Origin of the sequence: Altibacter sp. HG106 (assembly GCF_028561755.1) — a bacterium.
In the GTDB taxonomy this organism is placed as follows: Bacteria; Bacteroidota; Bacteroidia; order Flavobacteriales; family Flavobacteriaceae; genus DFVG01.
In genome coordinates, this window is the sequence record NZ_JAQQTD010000005.1 from 170,845 (window position 1) to 193,180 (window position 22,336).

Here is a 22,336-nt window from a genome sequence, read left to right on the forward strand (position 1 = left end):
CAAAAGTAACCTGGTAAGGTTATCCCTTACCAATAGTAGCAGTTCTCGTTTCTTTAAATGAAACGGAAAAAATAGATTTGAACAAATCCATTCACTACATGGTGTTTAAATGTGTCTGTTATCTTATGCTACTACTACCCCTCCATAGTTTCTGTCAAGCCACGGTAAAGGGTATGGTAGTTGATTCTGAAGGCCCCATTGAATTCGCCAATGTCGTAGTGTACGATGCCTCCAATAACGTTGTAGATGGTGCCATTACCGAACCTTCAGGAAGGTTCTCTCTACTACTTACTACCGGTCGATACCGGCTCGAAGTGCGATATCTGGGCTACCAGACACTGGAAACGACCTTCGATCTTGAGAATTCTCTGGACCTTGGTCGCCTTACCCTCTCTTTAGACGAGAACAACCTTTCTGAAGTTGTTATTACCGCAACCAAGAAGCTGGTGACCCGTTCTGGAGATAAACTCATCATGGGTGTGGCTACCAATGAACTTTTTGTAGGAAGAAATTCGTTGGAGGTTCTAAAATATGCGCCCTATCTCAATGTAGATTCAAATACCGGTGCGCTTTCCATGAAGGGAAATGAAAGTACCCTGCTCATCAACGGAAAAGCCACTCAGATGTCGGCTTCAGACATTCGCAACTACTTGGCCTCCCTGCCCAGTGAAAAGATAAAAGAGATCGAAATCATTTCGAACCCGTCAGCCCGTTATGAGGCGAGCGGCAGAGGTGGAATCATCAATATTATCACCACCCAAAAGCAACAGCGCGGATGGGAAGCAACCCTCAATTCCAGAACGAGTGTAGCACAGTTTATTTCCAACAATACATCCCTTAACACTAACATACGTTTGAGTGAAAAGCTGTCTATAAATCTCTACGGAATACACAATCTAACTAATTCAGTTCGCGACGAAAGAAGGTTTGAAGAACTTCGTAGTCCGTCGATTACCTACGATTACGAAAAAAGAGATACGACACAAGGGAGGTATAATTACCTTACGAATAATGTACTCTACCAACTTTCTTCCAGTCATACTTTGGGTGCCGAAATAACCTTCTATGATTTTACCGGCAGTACCAATCAGTTCAACCAATTGCTAATTACAGATAGTGATGGAGTAACCCCCTCCATTGGGGACTATCGCTTGTACCAAGATCGAGCCTATCAAAACTATAGTTTGAACTACGATATCGCTATTGATTCGCTAGGGCACGAACTTCGCTTCGTATTTGATTACTATCAATCCACACGCGAAGCAGACAACGATTATACGAACGTTTTTTTTACGGAATCCACAGATTCCATCATCGCACAAAACGAAAGAACATCATTTTCCCCCATTACGAATGATATTGTTTCTACACAACTTGATTACACACGACCCATTCGAAAAGGTTCTATCGAACTGGGAGCAAAATATACTACAGTTGATAATGAAAGTAGTACCACATTTCAAAATCTGGTGGAAGGCACTTTCATTATTGATCCTAACTTCAGTAATGCCTTCAATTATCAAGAACAGATACTTGCCGGGTATGCCTCGTTGGCCCTTGACAGCCTCTTCAAATCTAACGTTTCCTTACAAACGGGTATTCGTGCTGAATATACCGATGGCGAAGGGCGTATCCCCTCCAACAACTACAGGCAATCCCGGCAATATCTAAATGTATTTCCCAGTGTCTTTTTGAGCACCGAAACTGAAAAAGCAAGTTATAACCTGTCGTATTCCAGAAGGATCAACCGACCGAGTTATGCCAGCTTCAACCCAACCATTTTTTACCTAACCGATTTTACCTCTCAAATTGGAAATCCCGAGTTACAACCCTCCTATACCCATGCCTTGGAGGCAGGAGTATCCTTGTCTCGCTGGAATCTGTTGACATATTACAATATCACCGAGGGTGAGCCTCGCGAAATACTGAAACGACTTGATGCCGAAACCCTTCAGTATCAATGGCGCAATATTGATCGCTCTCAGGTCTACGGAATGTCGCTCTCTGGAAACGAAACCCTTATAGGGAGTCTTCGATTAAATGTGCGAGCCTCCTGGTACGGAAAGAGCTATCGTTCCACCTTTGAAGATAACGTAGACAATATTGATGTGTCCAAAGGTACGTTTCAAGGTAGAATAGCGCTCAACGCATCCTTACCATGGGGCGTCCGTGGAGAAATTGCATTCGAGTACAACGGACCGGAAACGTATGGACAATTTGAATCAGCCGAGAATTACGCCTTTTACATAAACCTCTCCAAACGAATTAATAACCAATTTTCTTTATACCTCAATGTGGTGGATCCTTTTGATAATCTACGCTATGCATTTAAAAATACCCAGCGTGAGATTCGAACCACCCAATTCCGAAATACTTTCCCTAGAACCATCTCCCTCACCGCCATCCTCTCCCTATCGGCAGGCACCAAAACAAAACGGTTCCAAATTGATAATAGCAATAGAGACGTTAGAAACCGAACGAATTAACGATATCAAAATGCGCGTTTTGTAGGTGGAATCCGAAAAACCTTAAGAGAGTAGGATTATTTTTAAATTAACAATCATGGAAAACAAAAATGTAAATCCAGCAGATTTTTTAGGCGCTAAAGTTCTTACTCCAATGGAGCAAGACAGATTACGAGGTGGTATTCGCCATACCTCTCAGCAACAGCAGCAGCAGCAACAGCAGCAGCAACAGCAACAACAGCAACAAGTTATCGATCCTATCGGAGCGTAATTTGTAGTCATTCCTGTATTGGAATGTTGTTGTAAGCATAAGGGCAATTACTTAGACCTTATTGTCCTTATGCTACTATTAGAAAACATTACATGTTCATCCAAACGCTTTTCATTATGACAAACGCTACAACACCCTCAACTCCTACACCACCGCCACCGTTGGCGAAAGGTGATATGACCCCTTCCGGAATCCGATACTCCGTAACGGAAACCGAAAGAAATTTTGCTTTTTCTTGCGTTTTTCCTTCAACACTAAAAACGACTATTCAGCAAATCATCAGCCGTAAATATACTGAATTTAAAGATATTGAAACCTCACACGTGCTGAAACGAGACAATGATCAATTCGCTTATAAAATCGAGTTAAAACCTGAAGCCTTAGAACTTGAGTACGAGATCCATAAGAAGTCGAATGACGACCTGTTACACCTCATTTCCATCGCCACTAAAATCATTGAATTATGAAGGAAGTAACCACCCTTAAAAACGTACAAAATCCCCCCTTCAGTGCAGCATGGTGGGAGTATTTTTTAGACAAAACCCAATCCCTTACAAAAACATCTGTTTTAAAAGACTGTCTTAGTCGCCAAGAAACCTCTTTTATGCGCGGCGAATTAATGGGGATTATACGTCAGTTAGCAATGATGCGTACCACCGAATTTGGATACCGTGTTTTTCTAGACGGAAAAAGTCTTCGGAATTCAGAAATGGAAGGATTCTACGATCTTCCGCCGAAGGAGAAAGAAAGCCTCGAAGACTGGTCGCACCGCTGTCTGAACGATCGAAAATTTGGACTCATCATCAACCGGGGCGAAAAATTTAGTCCTGAACTAGCCGCCATGGTCTCAAAAAAAATCCAACCCTTGTTAGACAAAATGGGAGTTCCTAGCTTAGGAATCACCTTTACGATCTTCATCGGCAATTATGGCTGGACACCTATAGGTATTCATACCGATGGTCGCGGCGAGAATGTGCTTCACTTCCATTTAGGAAAAGGAGGAAAAACCATGTATACCTGGGATCCCGAAGCCTACGAAGCAGCTACCACTGAAGAAGAACGCTTCAACAATAAAAATGTAGAAAAATACCTTGACATCGCAAATCAACACCCGTACGGAGAGGGCGATCTCTATTTCATGCCCGAAGGGGAATATCATATTGGGAGGTCTGATGAACTTTCGATGGGACTTACCCTTTGGTTCAACAATCATTCGAAGCGACAACTGTGTCAAAAAACCATGCGTGTAATCATCGATCAGTGGTTAGAAGAGAATAACGATATCCTGCCCTTAGACACAAGTCCGGTAGAAGACATCAGTCATATCGACAAGGCGCTCGATCTTTTCGGAATACCGGAAGATCTACAAGATTTGAGTTTTCGTGAATTCTTACGGGAAACGTATAAAGATTTCCGCTATTCTATCTATAGTAATGGCGCCTTCTGGACACGGCCCTTTCCAAAAGAAGAGGATTTTGAGTTTGGCCCTGAAACGCAAGTGCAGCTGGTACAACCGTATCAAATTTTATGGGTTGAAAGCAGGGATAAAAAGAATGTTCATTTATACATCCGAGGGACAAAGCTGGTGTTCAACAACCATCCGTGCATTCACCAGTTTGTCGATTTGCTAAACTCAGGAAAGACGGTATCTGTGGCTGAATTGAAAAATACCCTGGACCCGTCCTGGAATATCGACATCTGTGTGTACCTCATTAATTCCATATACCTCTATAACGGAATCCGTATTATCGATTAATTCTAAACACGTGCTACGCAAAAAATTTACTTTTATTCCTCAATACGATCAAATGGATTGTGGCCCTGCCTGTCTGGCAATGGTCGCAAGACATTATGGAAAAGAGTATGCACTCACCTACCTTCGGGAAAGTTCCTTTATCACCCGCGAAGGGGTGAGTATGCGTGGTATAAGCGAAGCGGCAGAGCAAATAGGCTTGGCCAGCTTTACGGTGAAGATCCCAATACAAGAACTCATCGACAATTTTGTATCGCCTGTGATTCTGTATTGGAATAAAAACCATTTCGTAGTCTTACATCGAATCACTCGGAATCGATGGACGGGTACCTACCGATTTCATATCGCCGATCCGGGGCACGGACTTATTACTTTAGGACGAGAAGATTTTGAGAAATGCTGGATCACAGATAACAATGAAGGGGTTACTCTCTTTTTGAATACCACGGAAGCCTTTTTTGAAGCGGAAGAAATCAAAACTAGGAAACTCAACCTATCGTTCATACTGAGTTTCCTACGGCCGTATAAACGTGAAGTTACCCAATTGTTCATGGGACTACTAGCCGGGAGTATTTTTTCCCTAATCTTCCCTTTCCTTACGCAGGCGCTCATCGACAAAGGAATTGCCAATAATAGCCTTAACATTATCTTTTTGATTTTGTTAGCACAGGTGTTTCTGTTCTTAGGAAGTATGGTCATTCAAGTGGTGAGAAACTGGATCATGTTGTATATGGGAACCCGTATCAACATTACGATCATCTCAGAGTTCTTAGCGAAAATTCTAAAACTGCCCATAAAATTCTTTGATACTAAGCTCATTGGAGATTTTAATCAACGAATCCAAGATCACGAACGCATCGAAGAGTTTTTAACATCCCAAAGTCTGGTGACGTTCTTCTCCTTGGTTAACTTTTCGGTGTTCTTTTTTGTACTGTTCTACTATGATGTGAAAATTGTGCTTGTCTATACGTTTCTTACGGCCTGCGCAATTTTGTGGTCGGTGTTATTTCTGAAAAAAAGAAAAATCTTAGACTACTATCGATTTCAACGTCGTAGTGAAAACCAGGAGTCTATTTACGAATTGATCAATGGGGTACAGGAAATCAAACTGAATAATTTCGAGGACTACAAACGGGAAGAATGGGAGCGCATTCAGGTAAAGTTGTTCAATGTTAATTTACGTATCCTCAAACTGAATCAGTTTCAATTGATTGGGTACGACTTTATCAATCAATTCAAAAATATTCTGGTCACTTTTATCGCTGCGCGCGAAGTGGTGCTAGGTAACATCACCTTGGGAGCCATGCTCGCTGTAGCCTATATCATCGGTCAGATGAACTCGCCTGTAAATCAACTCATCGATTTCTTCCGTTCGTTGCAGGATGCCAAGTTAAGTTTAGAACGACTAAGTGAAGTACAAGATCAACCGAATGAAGAAAAGGACGGACAGGTGATTCTAGATAAAGAAGCGCTTTCTTATCAAAATGGGATTGAAAAGGGTATTCGCATCAACAACTTGCATTTTCAGTATGAAGGCCCCAAATCTCCCTATGTGTTAGAAGACATCGATCTCTTTATGCCAGAAGGAAAAACGACGGCCATCGTAGGTGCTAGTGGAAGCGGAAAAACAACACTTATGAAACTACTGCTTCGATTCTATGAACCGGCACAAGGCAGTATTCATGTCAACCAACATGATCTAAATACTTTAGCTCCCTCCTATTGGCGCCACCACTGCGGCGTGGTGATGCAAGAGGGATATATCTTCTCTGCAACCATTGAACGTAATATTGCCACTGGTGACGCAGAAATTAATCATGAGAAACTTCGGCAGGCCATTCGTATCGCAAATATTGAGGAATTTGTGGACTCCTTGCCTCTCGGACTCAAAACAAAGATTGGTGCCGCAGGAAATGGTATTTCTGGCGGACAAAAACAGCGTATCCTTATTGCCCGAGCGGTCTACAAAGATCCACACTTCATCTTCTTCGATGAAGCTACAAGCGCCTTAGATGCTGAAAACGAAAAAGTAATTCACGATAATTTACAATCTTTTTTTAACGGAAAAACGGTGATGGTCATAGCACACCGACTCAGTACCGTGAAAAATGCCGATCAGATTGTGGTGCTTAAAAACGGACGGGTCGTTGAACTGGGAACGCACGAAGAACTAGTCGAGCAACAACAGGACTACTATAACCTCGTTAGAAACCAATTAGAGCTAGGCGTATGAGCAAGACGAAAAAACTGCAGAAAGAACTGGATCGCAACCGCTTTATGGTGGTGCGATACGGTCTCTATTTCATCTTAGCTACCATTACTCTGGTTCTGGTACTATTAGGCTTTATTTCCATTGATGGTAAATCCATACTACAAATGGTCATCGACTATTATGTTCGCTAAAATTATCCCAACCACCCCTCTCGATCCAAACTTCGATATTGAATAGCTTCCGAAATATGATGTGATTGAATGTTTTCTTCCACATCTAAATCGGCGATCGTACGCGCTACTTTTAAAATACGGTCGTACGCCCGTGCTGAAAGTTGCAGTCGGTCCATAGCCGACCTCAACAGTGCTAACGATGCCTCATCAATACGACAAAAAGAGCGAATATGCTTTACTCCCATTTGCGCATTGTAGTGAAGTGAAGCAATTTCTTCAAATCGTTTGGCCTGTACCTCTCGGGCCTTGATCACCCGTTCTCTTATCTGAACGCTGCTCTCCCCTTTTCGGTCTTCACTTAAGGTTTCAAAAGGCACCGGAGTTACCTCAATATGAATATCAATACGATCTAATAGCGGACCGGAAATTTTACTCAAATAGCGCTGCATTTCAGCAGGCGTTGAGGTCATGGCGGAGGTAGGGTCGTTGAAGTAGCCACTGGGGCTTGGATTCATGCTGGCTACCAACATAAAACTCGAGGGATAGGTAATGGTAAAACGAGCTCTGGAAATGGTTACTTCACGATCTTCTAAGGGTTGTCGCATCACTTCCAAAACACTACGCTTAAACTCAGGTAATTCATCTAAAAACAACACGCCATTATGCGCCAAGGAAATCTCACCGGGCTGTGGATACCCTCCTCCGCCCACTAGCGCAACGTCTGAAATGGTGTGATGCGGACTCCGAAACGGGCGTGCCGTCATGATCCCGGAGGCCGATAAGGTACGTCCGGCAACACTGTGAATTTTGGTGGTTTCTAAGGCTTCGGAAAGGCTTAAGGGCGGAAGGATGCTTGGTAGTCGCTTCGCTAGCATCGTCTTACCGGAACCGGGCGGACCAATTAGAATAATATTATGGCCTCCAGCAGCGGCAATCTCCATGCAGCGCTTGATACTCTCCTGCCCTTTTACATCGCTAAAATCAAATTCAGGTTGTGACAGATGCTCGTAAAATTCTTTGGTCATATCTACCTTGGTAGGCGTTAATTCAGAAGTTTCCGAAGCGAAAAAAGCAATCACCTCCTTAATGTTCTTTGCTCCGTACACATTGATGGTTTCAACAATAGCAGCTTCCTTCGCATTCTGTTCCGGAAGAATTACACCTTTGAACCCTTCTTCAAAGGCATTGATCGCGATGGGTAGCGCTCCACGAATGGGTTGCAGCGAGCCATCAAGAGACAATTCTCCCATAATGATGTATTGCGAAAGCGGTTTTTCTTCGGAAATCTGTCCGGTGGACACCAAAATACCCATGGCCAGCGTAAGGTCGTAAGCAGCGCCTTCCTTGCGCATGTCGGCCGGAGCCATATTCAAGGTGATCTTCTTTCCGGGAATTTTATAGCCATTGTTCTGAAGGGCAGCAGCGATTCGGTAATTGCTTTCTTTGATAGCGTTGTCGGGAAGGCCAACCAGGTGATAACCAATTCCAATATCGGTGTTCACCTCTACCGTGATGGTGGTCGCTTCCACGCCAAACACGGCACTCCCATATACTTTGGTAAGCATACACAGTGTGTTTTAAATGGGAGTTGTTGAAAAGGTAAGATACGAAAACTAAGGTAAATTAGTTCTCAATAATGATAGGTGGTATCAATTCGTTCTGAATAGCAAAAATCACCAAGCCAGCGATGTTACGAACACCGGTTTTTTGAAGTAGGTTTTTTCGGTGGACTTCCACGGTACGCGGACTAATAAAGAGCTTCTTTGCAATCTCAGCGGTCTTAAATTGCTTGCAGATTAGTTCGAGGACTTCCGTTTCTCGATCGGTCAAGAAATCCTCATCAAAAACGGATTTGTCTTGTGTCTTTTTATCGGCATATTTTTTATTCAAAATAGCCATGACCTCGTTGTCGTAATAAAACCCGTTGTAGAAAACTTGTTTGATGGTGTGCAATACTTTATCAGGAGGCGAATTCTTTACCAGATAAGCACTAGCCCCAACATCGATCATGTTGCGAATAAAGGGTTTGGTATTGTAGGTGGTACAGGCAATGATCCCAATTTCTTGATACAGCTCATTCATCTTTTTGGTAGCCTCTACTCCATTAAGTCCCGGCATTTTTATGTCGGTTATCACGACATCTGGTAACGGGTTTGCTGTTGCTAAAAAATCAAGTAATTCAATTCCATTGGTGGCCTGATGCATCACATCAATCTCTTCATCACGCGCCAAAATATGTGCCAACCCTACTCGAAAAAGCTCTTCATCATCGGCTATGACCACTCGTATGTTCACGGTTATTAGTTTAGGGTGAAGATACTAAAATTGTGACAAAGGTTTATGGAGTTCCAGGCTGAATCCTTGTCCGCTTGTCGAGGTCATTACAATCGTCGCCCCCAGGATATCCGCACGTTGTTGGAGTCCGCTTAACCCCAAACCTCTCTTGGCTGTACCATCTTTCAATTCAAATCCCTTCCCATCATCTTGATAGGTAAAGTTCAATGCTTCTTTGGTTGTGGTAAGTTTCACAACGACCGTAGTGGCTTCGGCATATTTAATAGTATTGTTGAATAGTTCCTGAACCATCCTAAAAATATGCAATTCTTCTTCCGGTGGTAGGGTTTCTTCGGAATACTCCAACGTATATTTCAATTCAAATTTTTTAGTATCCGAAACTTCGTCAAATAATTCTTCCAAGGCCGCTTCGAGTCCGAATTTTGATAAGGTCGGCGGAAGCAGATCATGGGCAATCTTACGAGAACTCTCTAACACGGTTCCGGTAATCGCAACGATCTGTGCTCCGATGGAATTGGCTTCTTCCGAAGCAATCTGGGTATCCGACAACATATTCGCATGCAATGAAACGATGTTTAATTTCGAACTAATCGCATCGTGCAAGTCCTGGGCGATGCGTTGGCGTTCTTCTTCTTGGGTAACGATGGTGGCTTGTAGTAATTCTTTTTGATGCAAAATACGTTGATTGGCTTGCTCTAGTTCGGCATTCACTACTCGTTTTCGAGAAAAGATAAAGAACAACACCACAGCGCCTGCCATGATTGCCAAGACCAGAAGGGCCACGAGGATAACGTTTAAGCTCTGAAAATCGTTTTGGAATAATTCTTCCACCATTCTACTAAAATAAGAATTTGAAAGGCGAGGTAAAGAAACAGATTGATATTTATTAACAATCGTATAAAATCAGGCGGTACATCCAGGTTCAATACCAAATTCCCCGAAGCGAAAATCAAGGTGCTTGACAGCAAGTAGAAGAACAATCCAATATTGGTGATCATGAAGATTTGATTTCCAGCCAAACAGCGGTACAGGTATAAGAGCGAATAAAAAACGAGAATGACCTGTGTTATCACCATTCCCATGGGGTTATACCTATAGTACATAGCCGGATCCTCGACATATTGATAAATTAAAAACCCCAAGGTTGCTAGTAGGACGATCCAAATCCATTGATGATGCAGCAACACCTTGTAAAACCAAGACAATAGGATGAATTGAGAAATAAAGTAATAGTGAGATAAAAACAAATTAGATTCCCATTCAAGTTCAGAAATTCCGTATTTAGACAACAGTTGAATAATCCCTACGGAAAAAAGATAAATTGTAAATGCTCGATAAGCCTTGCCAAATTTAAATAAACCCGTTGCATAAATGATAAAGAGCACTACAGAGCCAAAAATTGTAATGCTCCTTATTACAGTAATAAATGAATCTAATAATGTGGCTTCCTCCATTAATTTAACGCGCTCGTTGGATCACAAATTGGAGGACAGGGTGAGGTAAAATCCCAAATACTGTAGGTGGTATCGGTATCGCTGGTGGGTAGCAAATCGCGGTACACCCCACTGCGATCTTTCTCAGTGCCTACAATGATCAATTTTTCGGTATTATCGGAAGGATCCACTCCTAAATACGCTCTAATACACGCATCTGAGTCGTCAGCAGGATTGCCCATCTCTTTCAGCACCCCGTTTAGGTCCTGTACCGGAATTAAAAATGCATTACACTCATTGTGTGCATTGTACGTTGATTCGTCGTTTCTCCATTGTTGGGTCCACGATTGTGCTTCGGAAAGGGTGATTTTTTTGTCAGTACTGCTCATGATTGAAAATTTAAAAGGTTGAGAGATTAAAATTAGAAAAAAGGGAAGCATCCCCCCAACAAATTTTCAATTATTAAGAAGCTAGTCTACAATTCGTTTCACCAGGTTTTGGGTCGAAAGGTTTGAAAGTTCCCCAGGATCCTGGTTTTGCAAGGCTTGTAATGTATCCTTGGCCACCACTTTTCCTAGTTGTACCCCCCATTGGTCGTAACTGTAAATATTCCAAATCACCCCTTGTACAAACAGTTTGTGTTCGTACAGGGCAATGAGGCTTCCCAGGTTTTTTGGAGTGAGTTTTTCAATAATAAGACTATTGGTAGGTTGGTTTCCTCGGAAACTCTTGAACGCATCTGTTGGGTCTTGCTGATAGGTGCCTTCCATCAGTGCTTCGGTTTGAGCCAAGAAGTTGGCCAGCAACTTATCCTGATGCTCTTGCTGCCCGTGCAAGGAATTTGAGAATGCGATGAAATCGGTGGGAATCAACTTTGTTCCCTGATGCAGTAATTGGAAGAAGGCATGTTGCGCATTCGTACCCGTGCTCCCCCAAACCACGGTTCCGGTTTGATACGGTATTGGATTCCCGTTTCTGTCGATATGTTTTCCGTTGCTTTCCATCACAGCCTGCTGCAGATACTGCACCATTTTGCTTAGATACTGTGAATAGGGTACTAAACATTCGGTTTCAGCTTCAAAAAAATTGTTATACCAAACCGACAATAACCCCAAAATTATCGGCATATTTTGCGCTGCCGGAGCCTCTTTAAAATGCTTGTCCATTGCATGTGCACCGCGCAATAGCGCTTCAAAATGAACGTAGCCTACAGCACACGCAATGGAGAGTCCGACGGCACTCCACAACGAAAATCGACCGCCTACCCAATCCCACATAGGGAAGATCTGTTCCGAAGAAATACCGAATTCGGTCACGGCGTCTAAATTGGTAGAGACTGCCACAAAATGTTTGGCGATATCGGCTTCCGAAGCCTGTTCTAAAAACCAAGACCGAATGGTAGCGGCATTGGTAAGAGTTTCCTGTGTAGTAAAGCTCTTGGAAACAATGATAAATAAGGTCGTTTCTGGATCAAGATCTTTCAGCACTTCCATCACATGGTCGCCATCCACATTGCTTACAAAGTGAACCTCTAAATGATTACGGTAATACTTGAGGGCTTCACACACCATATCCGGACCGAGATCGCTTCCGCCAATCCCAATATTTACTACCGTTTTGATAGGTTTTCCGGTGAATCCTTTCCAGTCTCCTGAAATGACACTTTCAGAAAAAAATTGCATTTTCTCAAGCGTTTCAGAAACTTCTTTGGGCATGGCCTCAAAATTCCGAAGGGCGGTATGCCCCACCGCTCTATGTTCGGTTTCGTTAATTTTTTCTAAGCTGAATTGCGCCTTGATGGCATCGGGCAAGTGACATTCTTCTGCCAACTGAAACAACAGAGACAAGGTTTCCTTATCGATGCGATTTTTTGAATAATCCAGGTAAAAATCCTCCCATTGAAGGCTCATGTCGTGAGCGCGTGTGGATTGTTGCTGAAAGAGATCCACCAGATGTTCCGCTTTCAGTTGTTCAAAATGCAATTGCAGGGCCGCCCAAGCTTGCGTCTGCGTAGGGTTAATTTTTGGAAATGTCATAAGGTGTTGTTCACACTTGCAAAGATAGGGGTTGCGAGCGAGTTATGAAGAGGTTTCTCCGGTTAAGCGGTGTTTTCGGTAATACTCGATAAGTCCGTCAATGGGGCGACGTATAATGTTCCCCAATTCTAAATTGTAAGGCTTCAAGGCATCGCTAATAATCTCTTCTGAAAAGTGTGCGATAGACCCTACAAAATGAATAGGTACCTTTTGCGCTTCCTTGTAGCAAAGCACTCTGTTTTCAATAAAGGTATTCATCCCTTCGGAAATCAATTTATAGAAATATCCATTCACTTCTTCCGAAGTAAAAATAAATTCTGCAAAAGATGCCAAATAGGTATTTGGGTTAGGCCGCTTGTAAACATTGGTTTTAATTACATCCGGATCCAGATCGAAGCGCTTTTCGAATTGTCGCGCGAGCACATCTGGCATTTTTTTATAGTAATAGTCGCGAATCAAACGTTTTCCGAAGTAATTACCACTGGCTTCGTCCATCAAAGTGTAGCCTAGCGAAGGAACGCTTAAATGAATTTCCTTTCCATCGAAATAGCAGCTATTAGAACCGGTACCAAGGATACATACAATACCAGCCTCAGTTGTCGCCGCATGTACTGCCGCGGCTAAATCTTCGCTCACGGTTACCTCTGCTTCCGTAAAAACCGTTTTAAGAATATCGGTCATGATCTGATTGGGCGTCTTGGTGCCGCATCCGGCACCGTAGAAGTCCACGTAATGCACTTCCGAAGTAATTTCCATCAAGTCGGGATTTTCCTGTAACCGTTCTAAGAGATCTTCGGGAGGCACCACCGCCGGGTTGAGGCCCCGGGTACGGGTTTTAAGGGCTACTTCCCCATTGGGCCGAAGTAAAATCCAATCACATTTCGTAGAACCGCCGTCTGCAATTAAGGTCATAAGCTTATATACTTGCTACGTGTAAAGCGAGGTCAATCAATTTTGAAGAATAGCCATACTCGTTGTCATACCAGGCTACTAATTTAAAGAAATTGTCATTAAGGGCGATTCCGGCATCGGCATCAAAGTTACAGGTATTGGGGTCACTCACAAAGTCCTGAGAGACCACCGGATCCTCTACATAATCAATAATCCCTTTGAAGGCACCACCTGCAGCCTCTTTGAATAATTTTTTGATGTCGTCGTAGCTTGCCGATTTTTCAGTACGTACCGTTAGGTCCACAACCGAAACATCGGTGGTAGGAACACGAAACGCCATTCCGGTAAGTTTTCCTTTAAGCTCAGGAATCACCTTGGTTACGGCAACAGCAGCACCGGTAGAGGTTGGAATGATATTGGCCATAGCGCTTCGGCCTAAGCGATAGTTCTTTTTAGACGGACTATCTACCGTATATTGTGTTGAAGTAGCCGCGTGTACGGTAGTCATCAAGCCTTCTACGATCCCTAAATTATCGTGGATCACTTTGGCCATGGGCGCCAAACAATTGGTGGTACAGGAAGCATTGGAAACGATGACATCTTCAGGCTTCACTTCGTTGTGATTAACACCCATAACAAACATAGGCGCGTCTTTGGACGGCGCAGAAATCACTACTTTTTTAGCACCGGCTTCCAAATGCGCAGCAGCCGTTTCTTTGGTGGTAAAAATTCCGGTACAGTCGATAATGATCTCAGCTCCTACAGCATCCCACTTCAGATCGGCCGGATTTCTTTCAGCCGACACGCGAATCGTTTTTCCGTCCACCACAAGATTTCCATTCTCTACCGCCACGGTGCCTTTGTATTTTCCATGAACCGAGTCGTATTCCAGTAAATACGCTAAGTGTTCTACGTCTAACAGATCATTGATCCCAACGATCTCAACATTATCATTTTGTGCTGCTATTCTAAAAGCGATTCTTCCTATTCGACCAAAGCCGTTGATTCCAATTTTTGTCATAATATTATATTTACACAGAGGTTATATCTGCTACTCGTATTAAGTCTAAATCTATTTCGTTGTCTCCCTTTATAGCGTCGGAAAAGGGTACCGATACAATTTTATTATGTGAGATCCCGATCATCACATCGCGCTCACCGCGAAGCAAGGCGTCTATAGCTCCCACTCCCAGTCGGCTTGCCAACACCCGATCATAACAACTGGGTCGGCCGCCACGCTGAATATGCCCCAGCACCGTAACCTTTACCTCGTATTGGTCGAGATTCTCCCGAATGTAATCGGCCAATCCCATAATGTTCTTACCTATTTGATCGCCTTCTGCCACGACTACAATACTGGAGGTCTTTCCCGATTTCCGGCTGCGCTTTAAGGAAGCTAGTAATCGGTCTTTCCCCATATCCTGTTCCGGAATGAGGATCTCTTCAGCCCCGGCGCCAATACCCGCATTGAGCGCAATATCACCGGCATCACGGCCCATCACTTCCACGAGGAAGAGTCGGTTGTGACTATTCGCCGTATCGCGAATCTTATCGATAGCTTCAACGACTGTATTTAAAGCGGTATCATACCCAATAGTGTAATCCGTTCCGTAGATATCGTTATCGATGGTACCCGGCATGCCTACGATGGGGAAATCAAACTCATCATTAAAGATTTTAGCTCCTGTGAACGTTCCGTCCCCGCCGATAACAACCATCGCATCAATCTTTGCTTCGATCAAGCGATCGTACGCTTCCTGTCGTCCTGCTTTGGTTCTAAACTCTTCTGAACGTGCTGATTTCAGGAACGTCCCTCCTTGATTGATAATATTCTTTACCGAACGAGGGCCCAACTCTTTGAAGTCGCCTTCAATTAAACCTTGCAAGCCCCGATAGACGCCAACACACTCTAAATTATGATACGCACACGCCCTTACAACGGCGCGAATAGCAGCATTCATACCGGGGGCATCTCCCCCACTTGTAAGTACTGCAATACGATGTATTTTATTGCTCATGTAGTGTAAAACTATAGCAATATTTTCATATGACAAACGAGAAAATCATCGATAACGTTTTCGATTTGAAAAAAAAATAAGGAAGCCGTAAAATAGTGGCTCCCTTACTGTTAATTTGATAATATGACGTATTGCCAGGGCGCAAATTCAAGCGTCAAATCGGGAGAAATTTCCATGGATTCTTCCGTCATGAGTTGGGTGTAGTTGCCGGAAGCATTGACGGTAAAGGTGTTGGGTTGCGCATTCAGATTTGCGATATACACGACTTCTCGATCGCCAGATTTTCTTCGGAATGCCAAAAGGTGTTGATCATCCGAGGTTTCGAGTCGCTCATAGGAAGCCGGTGTTTTCCCTCCAGCCAGCGCAGGATGCGTAGTTTTGAGCTGGCCGAGCATTTCCAACAAGGGCCAAACACGCCCTTTTTCTTTTGGAATGGTATCTTTTTCGAAAAATCGCAATCGCTTGTCCATATCGTATTCTTGCCCGCTGTAGATCAACGGCATTCCGGGCATGGTATAGGTAAGTGCCAACAGGGCATCCTGAGCATCCCCCATGCGTTCATTCACCGTACCATTCCATGAGTTTTCGTCGTGATTGGTCACAAAGTTCATCAAGATATCATTGGCCTCCCATTTCTCTTCTCGATCTTTCATATAGGAGTCAAAAGCCGCAACATTTGCTGACCCCTTCGCTATTTCATTCAAAATATGATGTCCTTCCCAGGCATACGACATTTCAAACAGATCACCGGTCATGATTTCGGGGATTTCCGCTTCGGCCAACATAAAGATATCTTTCTCCTCACGTAATCGGGGAATCGCCTTCTCCCAAAACGCTTGCGGCACGCCGTGAGCTACGTCGCAACGAAACCCATCCACGTCATGTTCGGTAATCCAATACTGCATATCGGCGATCATGGCTTGTTGCATTTCGGCATTGTCATAATTCAAATCGGCTACGTCGGTCCAGCCCCAGGATTCTCCTTCATTATTCAGCGGATCGATAATTTCTCCAGCTTCGTTCTGGGTGTAATACTCTGGGTGTTCGGTTATCCAAGGGTGATCCCACCCCGTATGATTAGGAACCCAGTCTAAGATAACATAGATTCCGTTTTCATGCGCTGTGGTTACCAGTTTATCAAAGTCGGTTTTAGTTCCATACTCCGTATTTACCGCTGTGTAATCGGCCACGGCATAGTAGCTTCCCAGGTATTTTTTGCGTTCTTCCAGATCTTCAATTTCAGAAACCATCAGATCGCCTTGTGCCTTTCGTTTTTCCATCGAAATGGGGTGAATGGGCATGAGCCAAATAATTTGTACGCCAAGATCTTTTAGTTTCGGAATATCGGCAGTGAACGCGTCGAAGGTGCCTTCCGGAGAATATTGCCGAATGTTGGCCTCGTAGATAACCGCATTCGACAACACACTGTCGTTAATAGGGGTGTAGCTTGACTGTGGTTCCGTTTCCGTCTCCACCGTTTTTTTAGTTTCATCATTACAAGCCACTATTCCGAAGAAGAGGACCCATACCATGCAAAAAGAGGAAATCGTTTTCATATGTTAATATTCAAAGGTTGCATTTGGAAGTAAGGTACATTTTTTTTCGTTTATCCAAATCGTTCTCTCGGTATCGCCCCATTGCTGAAGAACAATGCTTTGCTGGGAAACAGTAAGTTGAATAATACTTCCCCGAAAATTGATCTTAAAGGCGTACGAATCCCATTGCTTGGGAATTCTAGGTTGAAAATAGAGGGTATCGTTTTTAACGCGCATGCCGCCAAAGCCTTCTACGATACTCATCCAGGTGCCAGCCATACTGGTAATATGGCACCCCTCTTCTACCTCCCTGTTGTAATCATCTAAGTCGAGCCGCGAGGTTCGCAGGTAAAATTCGTATGCTTGCTCCATACGTCCCAGTCGAGCTGCCTGAATGCTGTGCACGCAAGGCGATAAAGACGACTCATGGACGGTGAGCGGTTCATAAAAATCAAAATGGCGTTGTAGTGATTCTTCTGAAAATTGATCTTCGAAAAAGTAGAAGCCTTGCAGCACATCAGCCTGTTTGATGTAGGGAGATCGTAGAATGCGATCCCAGGACCAGTGTTGATTGATAGGGCGCTCTTCGGAAGACAAACTGGATGCCGGTCGCAGGTCTTTGTCTAAAAAGCCGTCTTGTTGCAAATACACTTGATGCGCTTCGGAATACGGAAAATAAACCTGTGAGGCCACGGTTTCCCAATCATTACGTTCTTCAAGTGTGAGTTGGGTATTCTTTGTAATTCGCTCAAATTCCTCAGGATGTTCGCGTTGGGTGCGGGCTGCCATTTCCGAAGCATAGAGCAAACACCACTTCGCTATAAAGTTGGTATACCAGTTGTTATTAACGTTATTCTCATATTCATTGGGCCCTGTCACTCCCAACATCACATACTGTTGTTTTTGCTCGCTAAACTGAAAACGTTGTTTCCAAAAACGGGCGATGCCAATGAGAACTTCCAGTCCCATTTCGGGCAAATAACCCGTATCTCCTGTAAAGCGTTCATAATTAAATATGGCGAAGGCAATGGCCCCGTTCCGATGAATTTCTTCAAAGGTGATTTCCCATTCGTTGTGGCTTTCCTCTCCGTTCATGGTCACCATTGGATATAAAGCAGCACCGTTTGAAAACCCTAGCTTTTCAGCATTTTCAATTGCTTTGGAAAGGTGATGATAGCGATATTCCAATAAAGTACGTGCCACGTCTGCTCCTTTGGTTGCCATATAAAATGGCAAGCAGTAGGCTTCGGTATCCCAATAGGTACTCCCTCCATATTTCTCGCCGGTAAAGCCTTTGGGACCAATATTAAGTCGGGCATCCTTCCCAAGATACGTTTGATTGAGTTGAAAGATGTTGAACCGAATCCCTTGCTGGGCCCTTACATCGCCCGAAATGGTGATGTCTGCCATATCCCAAATCGTTCGCCAGGCTTCGGTTTGTGATTGAAGTAGTTTATTGAACCCCTGTTTTCTCGCTTGTTGCGCTACGGTTTTGGCAGCTTCTATAAGATGTTCCTTTTCGTGATGTAAGGTCGTCACATAGCCGCCAAACTTGTATAGGGTAACGGTTTCATTTTTGGCTACGGAAAGTTTATGCGTATGCCGGATTTGCGCATCGGTTTGCTGCACCTGCCACGACACCGATTGCCGTTTTCCATTGACGTATAATTCCTTTTCCATGAAGGTACCTACGCCATATTGCGTTTTTAGTGTTTCTGAAATCACACAGCCAAAAGAATCTTCGGTATGCACTTTTTCAATCTTCCAAAACGGGTCGTCCCAATTGGAATCCTGATTGGTAATTGCAGCATCGATAAAGGGAGTCACCTCAATGCTCATTCCCTCCTGTAAGGGCTTGATTTCGTACGAAATGGCTCCCAATTGATCCTCTTCCAAATGAAGAAATCGCGTACTTTGAACCGCGATTTCCGCATCGTTTGGCAGCGTAGCCTGAAAACTACGGCGATACCAGCCTTCTTTCATATTAAGCTCTCTTCGGAAGTGGGTCACCTTTTTACAGCTAAAAAGATCTAAAAGCACACCGTCCACCCTGACATCGATACCGATCCAATTGGGAGCGTTTAAAACTTTGGCAAAGTATTCGGGGTAGCCATTCTTCCACCACCCTACCCGTGTTTTGTCTGGGTAATAGACCCCGGCAATATAACTCCCCTGAAAGGTTGGGCCGGTGTAGGTCTCTTCGAAATTGGCGCGCTGTCCCATAGCACCGTTCCCGATACTAAACAAGCTTTCTGAAGATTTCACGAGTTCGGGGTCAAAACCTTCTTCGATAAGACACCACGGGTCTGGTTGAATATATTCTTGATTCAAAGTAACAACAATTAAAAGTTAGTGATGAATAAGGGCTTCCAATTCGGGATTGGGAAGCTCGGTAAAGGTGGCAATGACGCGATTAGCCTGCTGCAGTATATTTGAGTTGCCCACACCAATGCTCATCATTTTGGCCGTATTGGCTGCTTGTATTCCTGCCAGTGAGTCTTCAAAAACGATACAATTTTCAGGCGCCATTCCTAATTGTTCGGCGGCCACCATAAAAACTTCCGGGCTTGGTTTTGCTTTGGTTACATTGGTGCCATCTACAATAGCATCGAACAGTTCGAATAGTCCAGTTTTATGTAAAATCAATCGCGCATTCTTGCTGGCTGACCCCAAGGCAAGAGGTTGCTGTTGTTCCTTTAGAAAATACAGCACACGCTTCACATCCGGCAAGAGTTCGTCCTCAGACATGGTTTCGATATAGGTCAGGTATTCTTTATTCTTTTTTTGCAATTGCCGATTGAATTCTTCTTCGGTAAGAGAAACGCCGCCCCATGCTAAAATTTTTTCCAGAGAGCGCACCCTACTCACGCCTTTGAGCTCTTCATTTTGTGTTTCGGTAAAAGAAATTCCTAATTCCTGTGCTAATTGTTGCCAGGCTAAATAGTGATATTTAGCTGTATCGACGATCACTCCATCTAAATCGAAAATAAATCCTTTTGTACTCATATTCTTCTTACTTCCCGCTGTTTCAAAGCTAATGAAATGCCTAGTTTTTTTGAAAATTTTTGAGATTTTCTCAAAATACGTGTAAATACGTATATACTTATTGCGAAGGTTGTCTTATATTTGAGGTATGAATTAGTGAATGGTATCGTTATTGATTTTTTGTGGGGATAAAAAATTTTATCGATACAACTTTAAAATTTACTAAGTTAGGTTTGTTAAAAGCGTCCCGTTTTCACGGGACGCTTCTTTTTTTGACAGCCACTAACAACCCGTACATCAGGGCGTTACTTCCGATGAAAAATTTTCCAGTCCTTTTTCGAGCCAGAATAAGTACTCATCTGCATCTGGGGTATATCCCACAGGCTTATTTAGAAGCGTTAGGTTCTCATCTAACAGCACATAATACGGCTGAGAATTATTTTTAAAATTGACCGTTTGAAACGTCGCCCACTTGTCCCCAACCGTCTTGATGCGTTTGGTACCGCCGGTAGGCTTTAGAAAATTAAAGCGTTCTTCTTCTGAAAGCGCCTTCCGATCATCCACATAGAGTGAAATAAGAATGTACTCTTCGTTGATGGTTTGAAAGATATCTTCTCGACTCCACACCTGTTCTTCCATTTTTCGGCAGTTTACACAGGCCCAACCGGTAAAATCTATCATCACAGGTTTTCCTTCGGCCTTGGCGGCCGCCATTCCATTGTCGAAGTCTTTATAGGCTGTGAGCCCCAGGGGTGCTTCGGTGTCTTTGTCATACAAGCTGTAAAACAAGGGCGGCGGAAATCCGCTCAACAGCTTCAGGTTGGCGTAGCTAGAATTGGTTAATCCCGGAACCAGGTACAACATAAAGGCAAAGCTTGCCACTCCAATGACGATGTTACCGAGCGGTGGACGTCGCCGCGGACCGTCATGTGGGAATCGAATGATTCCGAAGAGATACAAGGCCATTCCAAGGGCGCAGAGTATCCAAATGGCAATAAATACTTCACGTTTCAAGATTCCCCAGTGCTCGACGAGATCGGCATTGGATAGGAATTTAAATGCCAATCCAAGCTCGATAAAACCAAGCACTACTTTTACGGTATTGAGCCAGCCACCACTTTTGGGAAGCGAATTTAACCAATTTGGAAATAAGGCAAATAAGGCGAATGGAAGCGCTAGCGCAAGCCCAAATCCTCCCATCCCCATGGTGAGTTGCCACGCACCGCCATCGCTGGTAAGTGACCCCCCTAATAAGGTACCCAGTATAGGCCCTGTACACGAAAAGGAAACGATTGCTAGGGTAAGCGCCATGAAAAAGATGCCTACGATACCGCCGATACTTGTCGCTTTGTCATCCATCTTGGCGCCCCAGGATTGTGGAAGCGTTAATTCGAAATATCCGAAGAACGAAAATGCGAAGACCATAAAGATCACAAAGAAGATGATGTTTAAGGTGACGTTAGTTGAAATATTGTTAAGGATCTCCGGGTTGAGGGAATCCAATAGGTGAAACGGGATGCTTAAGATCACGTAAATGATGAAGATGAACAATCCGTACATAACCGCGTTTACGAGTCCGGTACGCTTATTTTGCGCGCTTTTCGTAAAGAAAGATACGGTTAAAGGAATCATGGGAAATACGCAGGGCGTTAGCAAGGCAATGAGTCCGCCTACAAAACCCAACAGGAAAATAGAGAGATAGCTTTGTTCTTTTTCTTCGGCAGATTCAAACTTCTCGCGCCCTTGTATGTCGATGGTAAGCGCGGCAGATTTTTCCAAATCGTCCTCGGTAATTTCAGCCTCGTTTTTAGTAGCTGTTCCCGAAGCGACATCCACGGTGAAGGTCTTCGTTTCAGGGGGCAGACATTTTTCGTCATCACACACCGAATAGAACACATCCACAGAAATTTCTTTGCTCGCATCAATGATATCAATAGGTTGGATGAACATGGCTTTTTCTTCAAAAAAGACCACGTCTATTTCAAAAACAGGGTCGAACACCGGTGCTATGTCTGGTTCCTGTGTATCGCCTACCAGGGTGAAGGTTTCTTCAGAATTATTATAGGTAAACTCGGTTGCAATCGGGCCTACGAATTCTTCTCCAAACTGTTTCTGACTGTACAAATGCCACCCTTCATCAATGGTGGCTTTAATTAAGATATTGTAGCGGGTTTCGGATTCTTTCTCCAAAGATACCTTCCAGGAAACAGGGTCAGAGAACTCTTGTGCTCCCACCCATGGCGCTATAAACAGCAACATTATTACTCCT

19 protein-coding genes are annotated in these 22,336 nt (G+C 43.7%); 6 read left to right on the forward strand and 13 right to left on the reverse strand.

What is annotated here, in order from left to right; genetic code table 11:
• The first annotated feature begins 125 nt into the window (after window positions 1-125).
• From PO830_RS09905 to PO830_RS09930, 6 genes are all read left to right on the forward strand, one after another.
• Window positions 126-2,486 carry an outer membrane beta-barrel protein gene (locus tag PO830_RS09905; RefSeq protein ID WP_272853405.1) on the forward strand — a complete coding sequence of 787 codons (2,361 nt, stop codon included), beginning with the start codon at window positions 126-128 and terminating at the stop codon, window positions 2,484-2,486.
• Window positions 2,487-2,562: 76 nt separating this feature from the next.
• Window positions 2,563-2,736, forward strand: a complete 174-nt coding sequence (locus tag PO830_RS09910; RefSeq protein ID WP_272853406.1) for a hypothetical protein — start codon at window positions 2,563-2,565, stop codon at window positions 2,734-2,736.
• 116 nt (window positions 2,737-2,852) lie between these two features.
• A complete protein-coding gene (locus PO830_RS09915; protein WP_272853407.1) occupies window positions 2,853-3,203 on the forward strand; it encodes a hypothetical protein in 351 nt (116 codons plus the stop codon).
• A complete protein-coding gene (locus tag PO830_RS09920) occupies window positions 3,200-4,492 on the forward strand; it encodes a hypothetical protein (RefSeq protein WP_272853408.1) in 1,293 nt (430 codons plus the stop codon). Before PO830_RS09915 ends, PO830_RS09920 begins: the two co-directional genes overlap by 4 nt.
• A 10-nt stretch (window positions 4,493-4,502) precedes the next feature.
• The gene (locus PO830_RS09925) at window positions 4,503-6,722 is read left to right on the forward strand and encodes a peptidase domain-containing ABC transporter (protein WP_272853409.1); all 2,220 of its coding nucleotides are present in this window, start codon (window positions 4,503-4,505) and stop codon (window positions 6,720-6,722) included.
• Window positions 6,719-6,892 (forward strand): hypothetical protein, encoded by a 174-nt coding sequence (locus PO830_RS09930; RefSeq protein ID WP_272853410.1) that lies wholly within the window; start codon window positions 6,719-6,721, stop codon window positions 6,890-6,892. Before PO830_RS09925 ends, PO830_RS09930 begins: the two co-directional genes overlap by 4 nt.
• A 2-nt stretch (window positions 6,893-6,894) precedes the next feature.
• Here the strand turns inward: PO830_RS09930 and PO830_RS09935 are convergent, their stop codons facing one another.
• From PO830_RS09935 to PO830_RS09995, 13 genes are all read right to left on the reverse strand, one after another.
• Window positions 6,895-8,439 (reverse strand): YifB family Mg chelatase-like AAA ATPase, encoded by a 1,545-nt coding sequence (locus tag PO830_RS09935; RefSeq protein WP_272853411.1) that lies wholly within the window; start codon window positions 8,437-8,439, stop codon window positions 6,895-6,897.
• A gap of 58 nt (window positions 8,440-8,497) precedes the next feature.
• On the reverse strand, window positions 8,498-9,169 hold the full coding sequence (locus tag PO830_RS09940) for a response regulator transcription factor (protein WP_336375869.1): 672 nt from the start codon (window positions 9,167-9,169) through the stop codon (window positions 8,498-8,500).
• A 24-nt stretch (window positions 9,170-9,193) separates the two neighbouring features.
• A complete protein-coding gene (locus PO830_RS09945) occupies window positions 9,194-10,003 on the reverse strand; it encodes a sensor histidine kinase (protein ID WP_272853412.1) in 810 nt (269 codons plus the stop codon).
• Window positions 9,964-10,623, reverse strand: coding sequence for a hypothetical protein (locus tag PO830_RS09950; protein WP_272853413.1), 660 nt, complete (start codon window positions 10,621-10,623; stop codon window positions 9,964-9,966). The genes PO830_RS09945 and PO830_RS09950 overlap by 40 nt, the downstream gene beginning before the upstream one ends.
• On the reverse strand, window positions 10,623-10,991 hold the full coding sequence (locus tag PO830_RS09955; RefSeq protein ID WP_272853414.1) for a hypothetical protein: 369 nt from the start codon (window positions 10,989-10,991) through the stop codon (window positions 10,623-10,625). Before PO830_RS09955 ends, PO830_RS09950 begins: the two co-directional genes overlap by 1 nt.
• Before the next feature lie 81 nt (window positions 10,992-11,072).
• The gene (pgi, locus tag PO830_RS09960; protein ID WP_272853415.1) at window positions 11,073-12,638 is read right to left on the reverse strand and encodes a glucose-6-phosphate isomerase; all 1,566 of its coding nucleotides are present in this window, start codon (window positions 12,636-12,638) and stop codon (window positions 11,073-11,075) included.
• Window positions 12,639-12,680: 42 nt separating this feature from the next.
• Window positions 12,681-13,550: a BadF/BadG/BcrA/BcrD ATPase family protein gene (locus PO830_RS09965; protein WP_272853416.1), complete on the reverse strand. Its 870-nt coding sequence runs from the start codon at window positions 13,548-13,550 to the stop codon at window positions 12,681-12,683.
• Between the two features lie 4 nt (window positions 13,551-13,554).
• On the reverse strand, window positions 13,555-14,550 hold the full coding sequence (gene gap, locus PO830_RS09970; RefSeq protein WP_272853417.1) for a type I glyceraldehyde-3-phosphate dehydrogenase: 996 nt from the start codon (window positions 14,548-14,550) through the stop codon (window positions 13,555-13,557).
• A 10-nt stretch (window positions 14,551-14,560) separates the two neighbouring features.
• Complete coding sequence (pfkA, locus tag PO830_RS09975) at window positions 14,561-15,547, reverse strand: 6-phosphofructokinase (protein WP_272853418.1); 987 nt, start codon at window positions 15,545-15,547, stop codon at window positions 14,561-14,563.
• Window positions 15,548-15,657: 110 nt separating this feature from the next.
• Window positions 15,658-17,103 (reverse strand): alpha-amylase family glycosyl hydrolase, encoded by a 1,446-nt coding sequence (locus PO830_RS09980; RefSeq protein ID WP_272853419.1) that lies wholly within the window; start codon window positions 17,101-17,103, stop codon window positions 15,658-15,660.
• A 3-nt stretch (window positions 17,104-17,106) separates the two neighbouring features.
• The gene (locus tag PO830_RS09985; RefSeq protein ID WP_272853420.1) at window positions 17,107-19,413 is read right to left on the reverse strand and encodes a family 65 glycosyl hydrolase domain-containing protein; all 2,307 of its coding nucleotides are present in this window, start codon (window positions 19,411-19,413) and stop codon (window positions 17,107-17,109) included.
• An 18-nt stretch (window positions 19,414-19,431) separates the two neighbouring features.
• The gene (pgmB, locus tag PO830_RS09990; RefSeq protein WP_272853421.1) at window positions 19,432-20,088 is read right to left on the reverse strand and encodes a beta-phosphoglucomutase; all 657 of its coding nucleotides are present in this window, start codon (window positions 20,086-20,088) and stop codon (window positions 19,432-19,434) included.
• Between the two features lie 276 nt (window positions 20,089-20,364).
• Window positions 20,365-22,326 (reverse strand): cytochrome c biogenesis protein CcdA, encoded by a 1,962-nt coding sequence (locus PO830_RS09995; protein WP_442870102.1) that lies wholly within the window; start codon window positions 22,324-22,326, stop codon window positions 20,365-20,367.
• Between the last annotated feature and the right edge of the window lie 10 nt (window positions 22,327-22,336).

What these genes read in the sequence shown, in the direction of transcription:
- PO830_RS09920 (WP_272853408.1), top strand. Translation starts at nt 3,200, where the DNA reads ATGAAGGAAGTAACCACCCTTAAAAACGTACAAAATCCCCCCTTCAGT.
- PO830_RS09950 (WP_272853413.1), bottom strand. Translation starts at nt 10,623, where the DNA reads ATGGAGGAAGCCACATTATTAGATTCATTTATTACTGTAATAAGGAGC.
- pgmB (WP_272853421.1), bottom strand. Translation starts at nt 20,088, where the DNA reads ATGAGTACAAAAGGATTTATTTTCGATTTAGATGGAGTGATCGTCGAT.
- PO830_RS09995 (WP_442870102.1), bottom strand. Translation starts at nt 22,326, where the DNA reads ATGTTGCTGTTTATAGCGCCATGGGTGGGAGCACAAGAGTTCTCTGAC.
- PO830_RS09945 (WP_272853412.1), bottom strand. Translation starts at nt 10,003, where the DNA reads ATGGTGGAAGAATTATTCCAAAACGATTTTCAGAGCTTAAACGTTATC.
- PO830_RS09915 (WP_272853407.1), top strand. Translation starts at nt 2,853, where the DNA reads ATGACAAACGCTACAACACCCTCAACTCCTACACCACCGCCACCGTTG.
- PO830_RS09910 (WP_272853406.1), top strand. Translation starts at nt 2,563, where the DNA reads ATGGAAAACAAAAATGTAAATCCAGCAGATTTTTTAGGCGCTAAAGTT.
- pgi (WP_272853415.1), bottom strand. Translation starts at nt 12,638, where the DNA reads ATGACATTTCCAAAAATTAACCCTACGCAGACGCAAGCTTGGGCGGCC.
- PO830_RS09965 (WP_272853416.1), bottom strand. Translation starts at nt 13,550, where the DNA reads ATGACCTTAATTGCAGACGGCGGTTCTACGAAATGTGATTGGATTTTA.
- pfkA (WP_272853418.1), bottom strand. Translation starts at nt 15,547, where the DNA reads ATGAGCAATAAAATACATCGTATTGCAGTACTTACAAGTGGGGGAGAT.
- PO830_RS09955 (WP_272853414.1), bottom strand. Translation starts at nt 10,991, where the DNA reads ATGAGCAGTACTGACAAAAAAATCACCCTTTCCGAAGCACAATCGTGG.
- PO830_RS09980 (WP_272853419.1), bottom strand. Translation starts at nt 17,103, where the DNA reads ATGAAAACGATTTCCTCTTTTTGCATGGTATGGGTCCTCTTCTTCGGA.
- PO830_RS09905 (WP_272853405.1), top strand. Translation starts at nt 126, where the DNA reads ATGCTACTACTACCCCTCCATAGTTTCTGTCAAGCCACGGTAAAGGGT.
- gap (WP_272853417.1), bottom strand. Translation starts at nt 14,550, where the DNA reads ATGACAAAAATTGGAATCAACGGCTTTGGTCGAATAGGAAGAATCGCT.
- PO830_RS09930 (WP_272853410.1), top strand. Translation starts at nt 6,719, where the DNA reads ATGAGCAAGACGAAAAAACTGCAGAAAGAACTGGATCGCAACCGCTTT.
- PO830_RS09935 (WP_272853411.1), bottom strand. Translation starts at nt 8,439, where the DNA reads ATGCTTACCAAAGTATATGGGAGTGCCGTGTTTGGCGTGGAAGCGACC.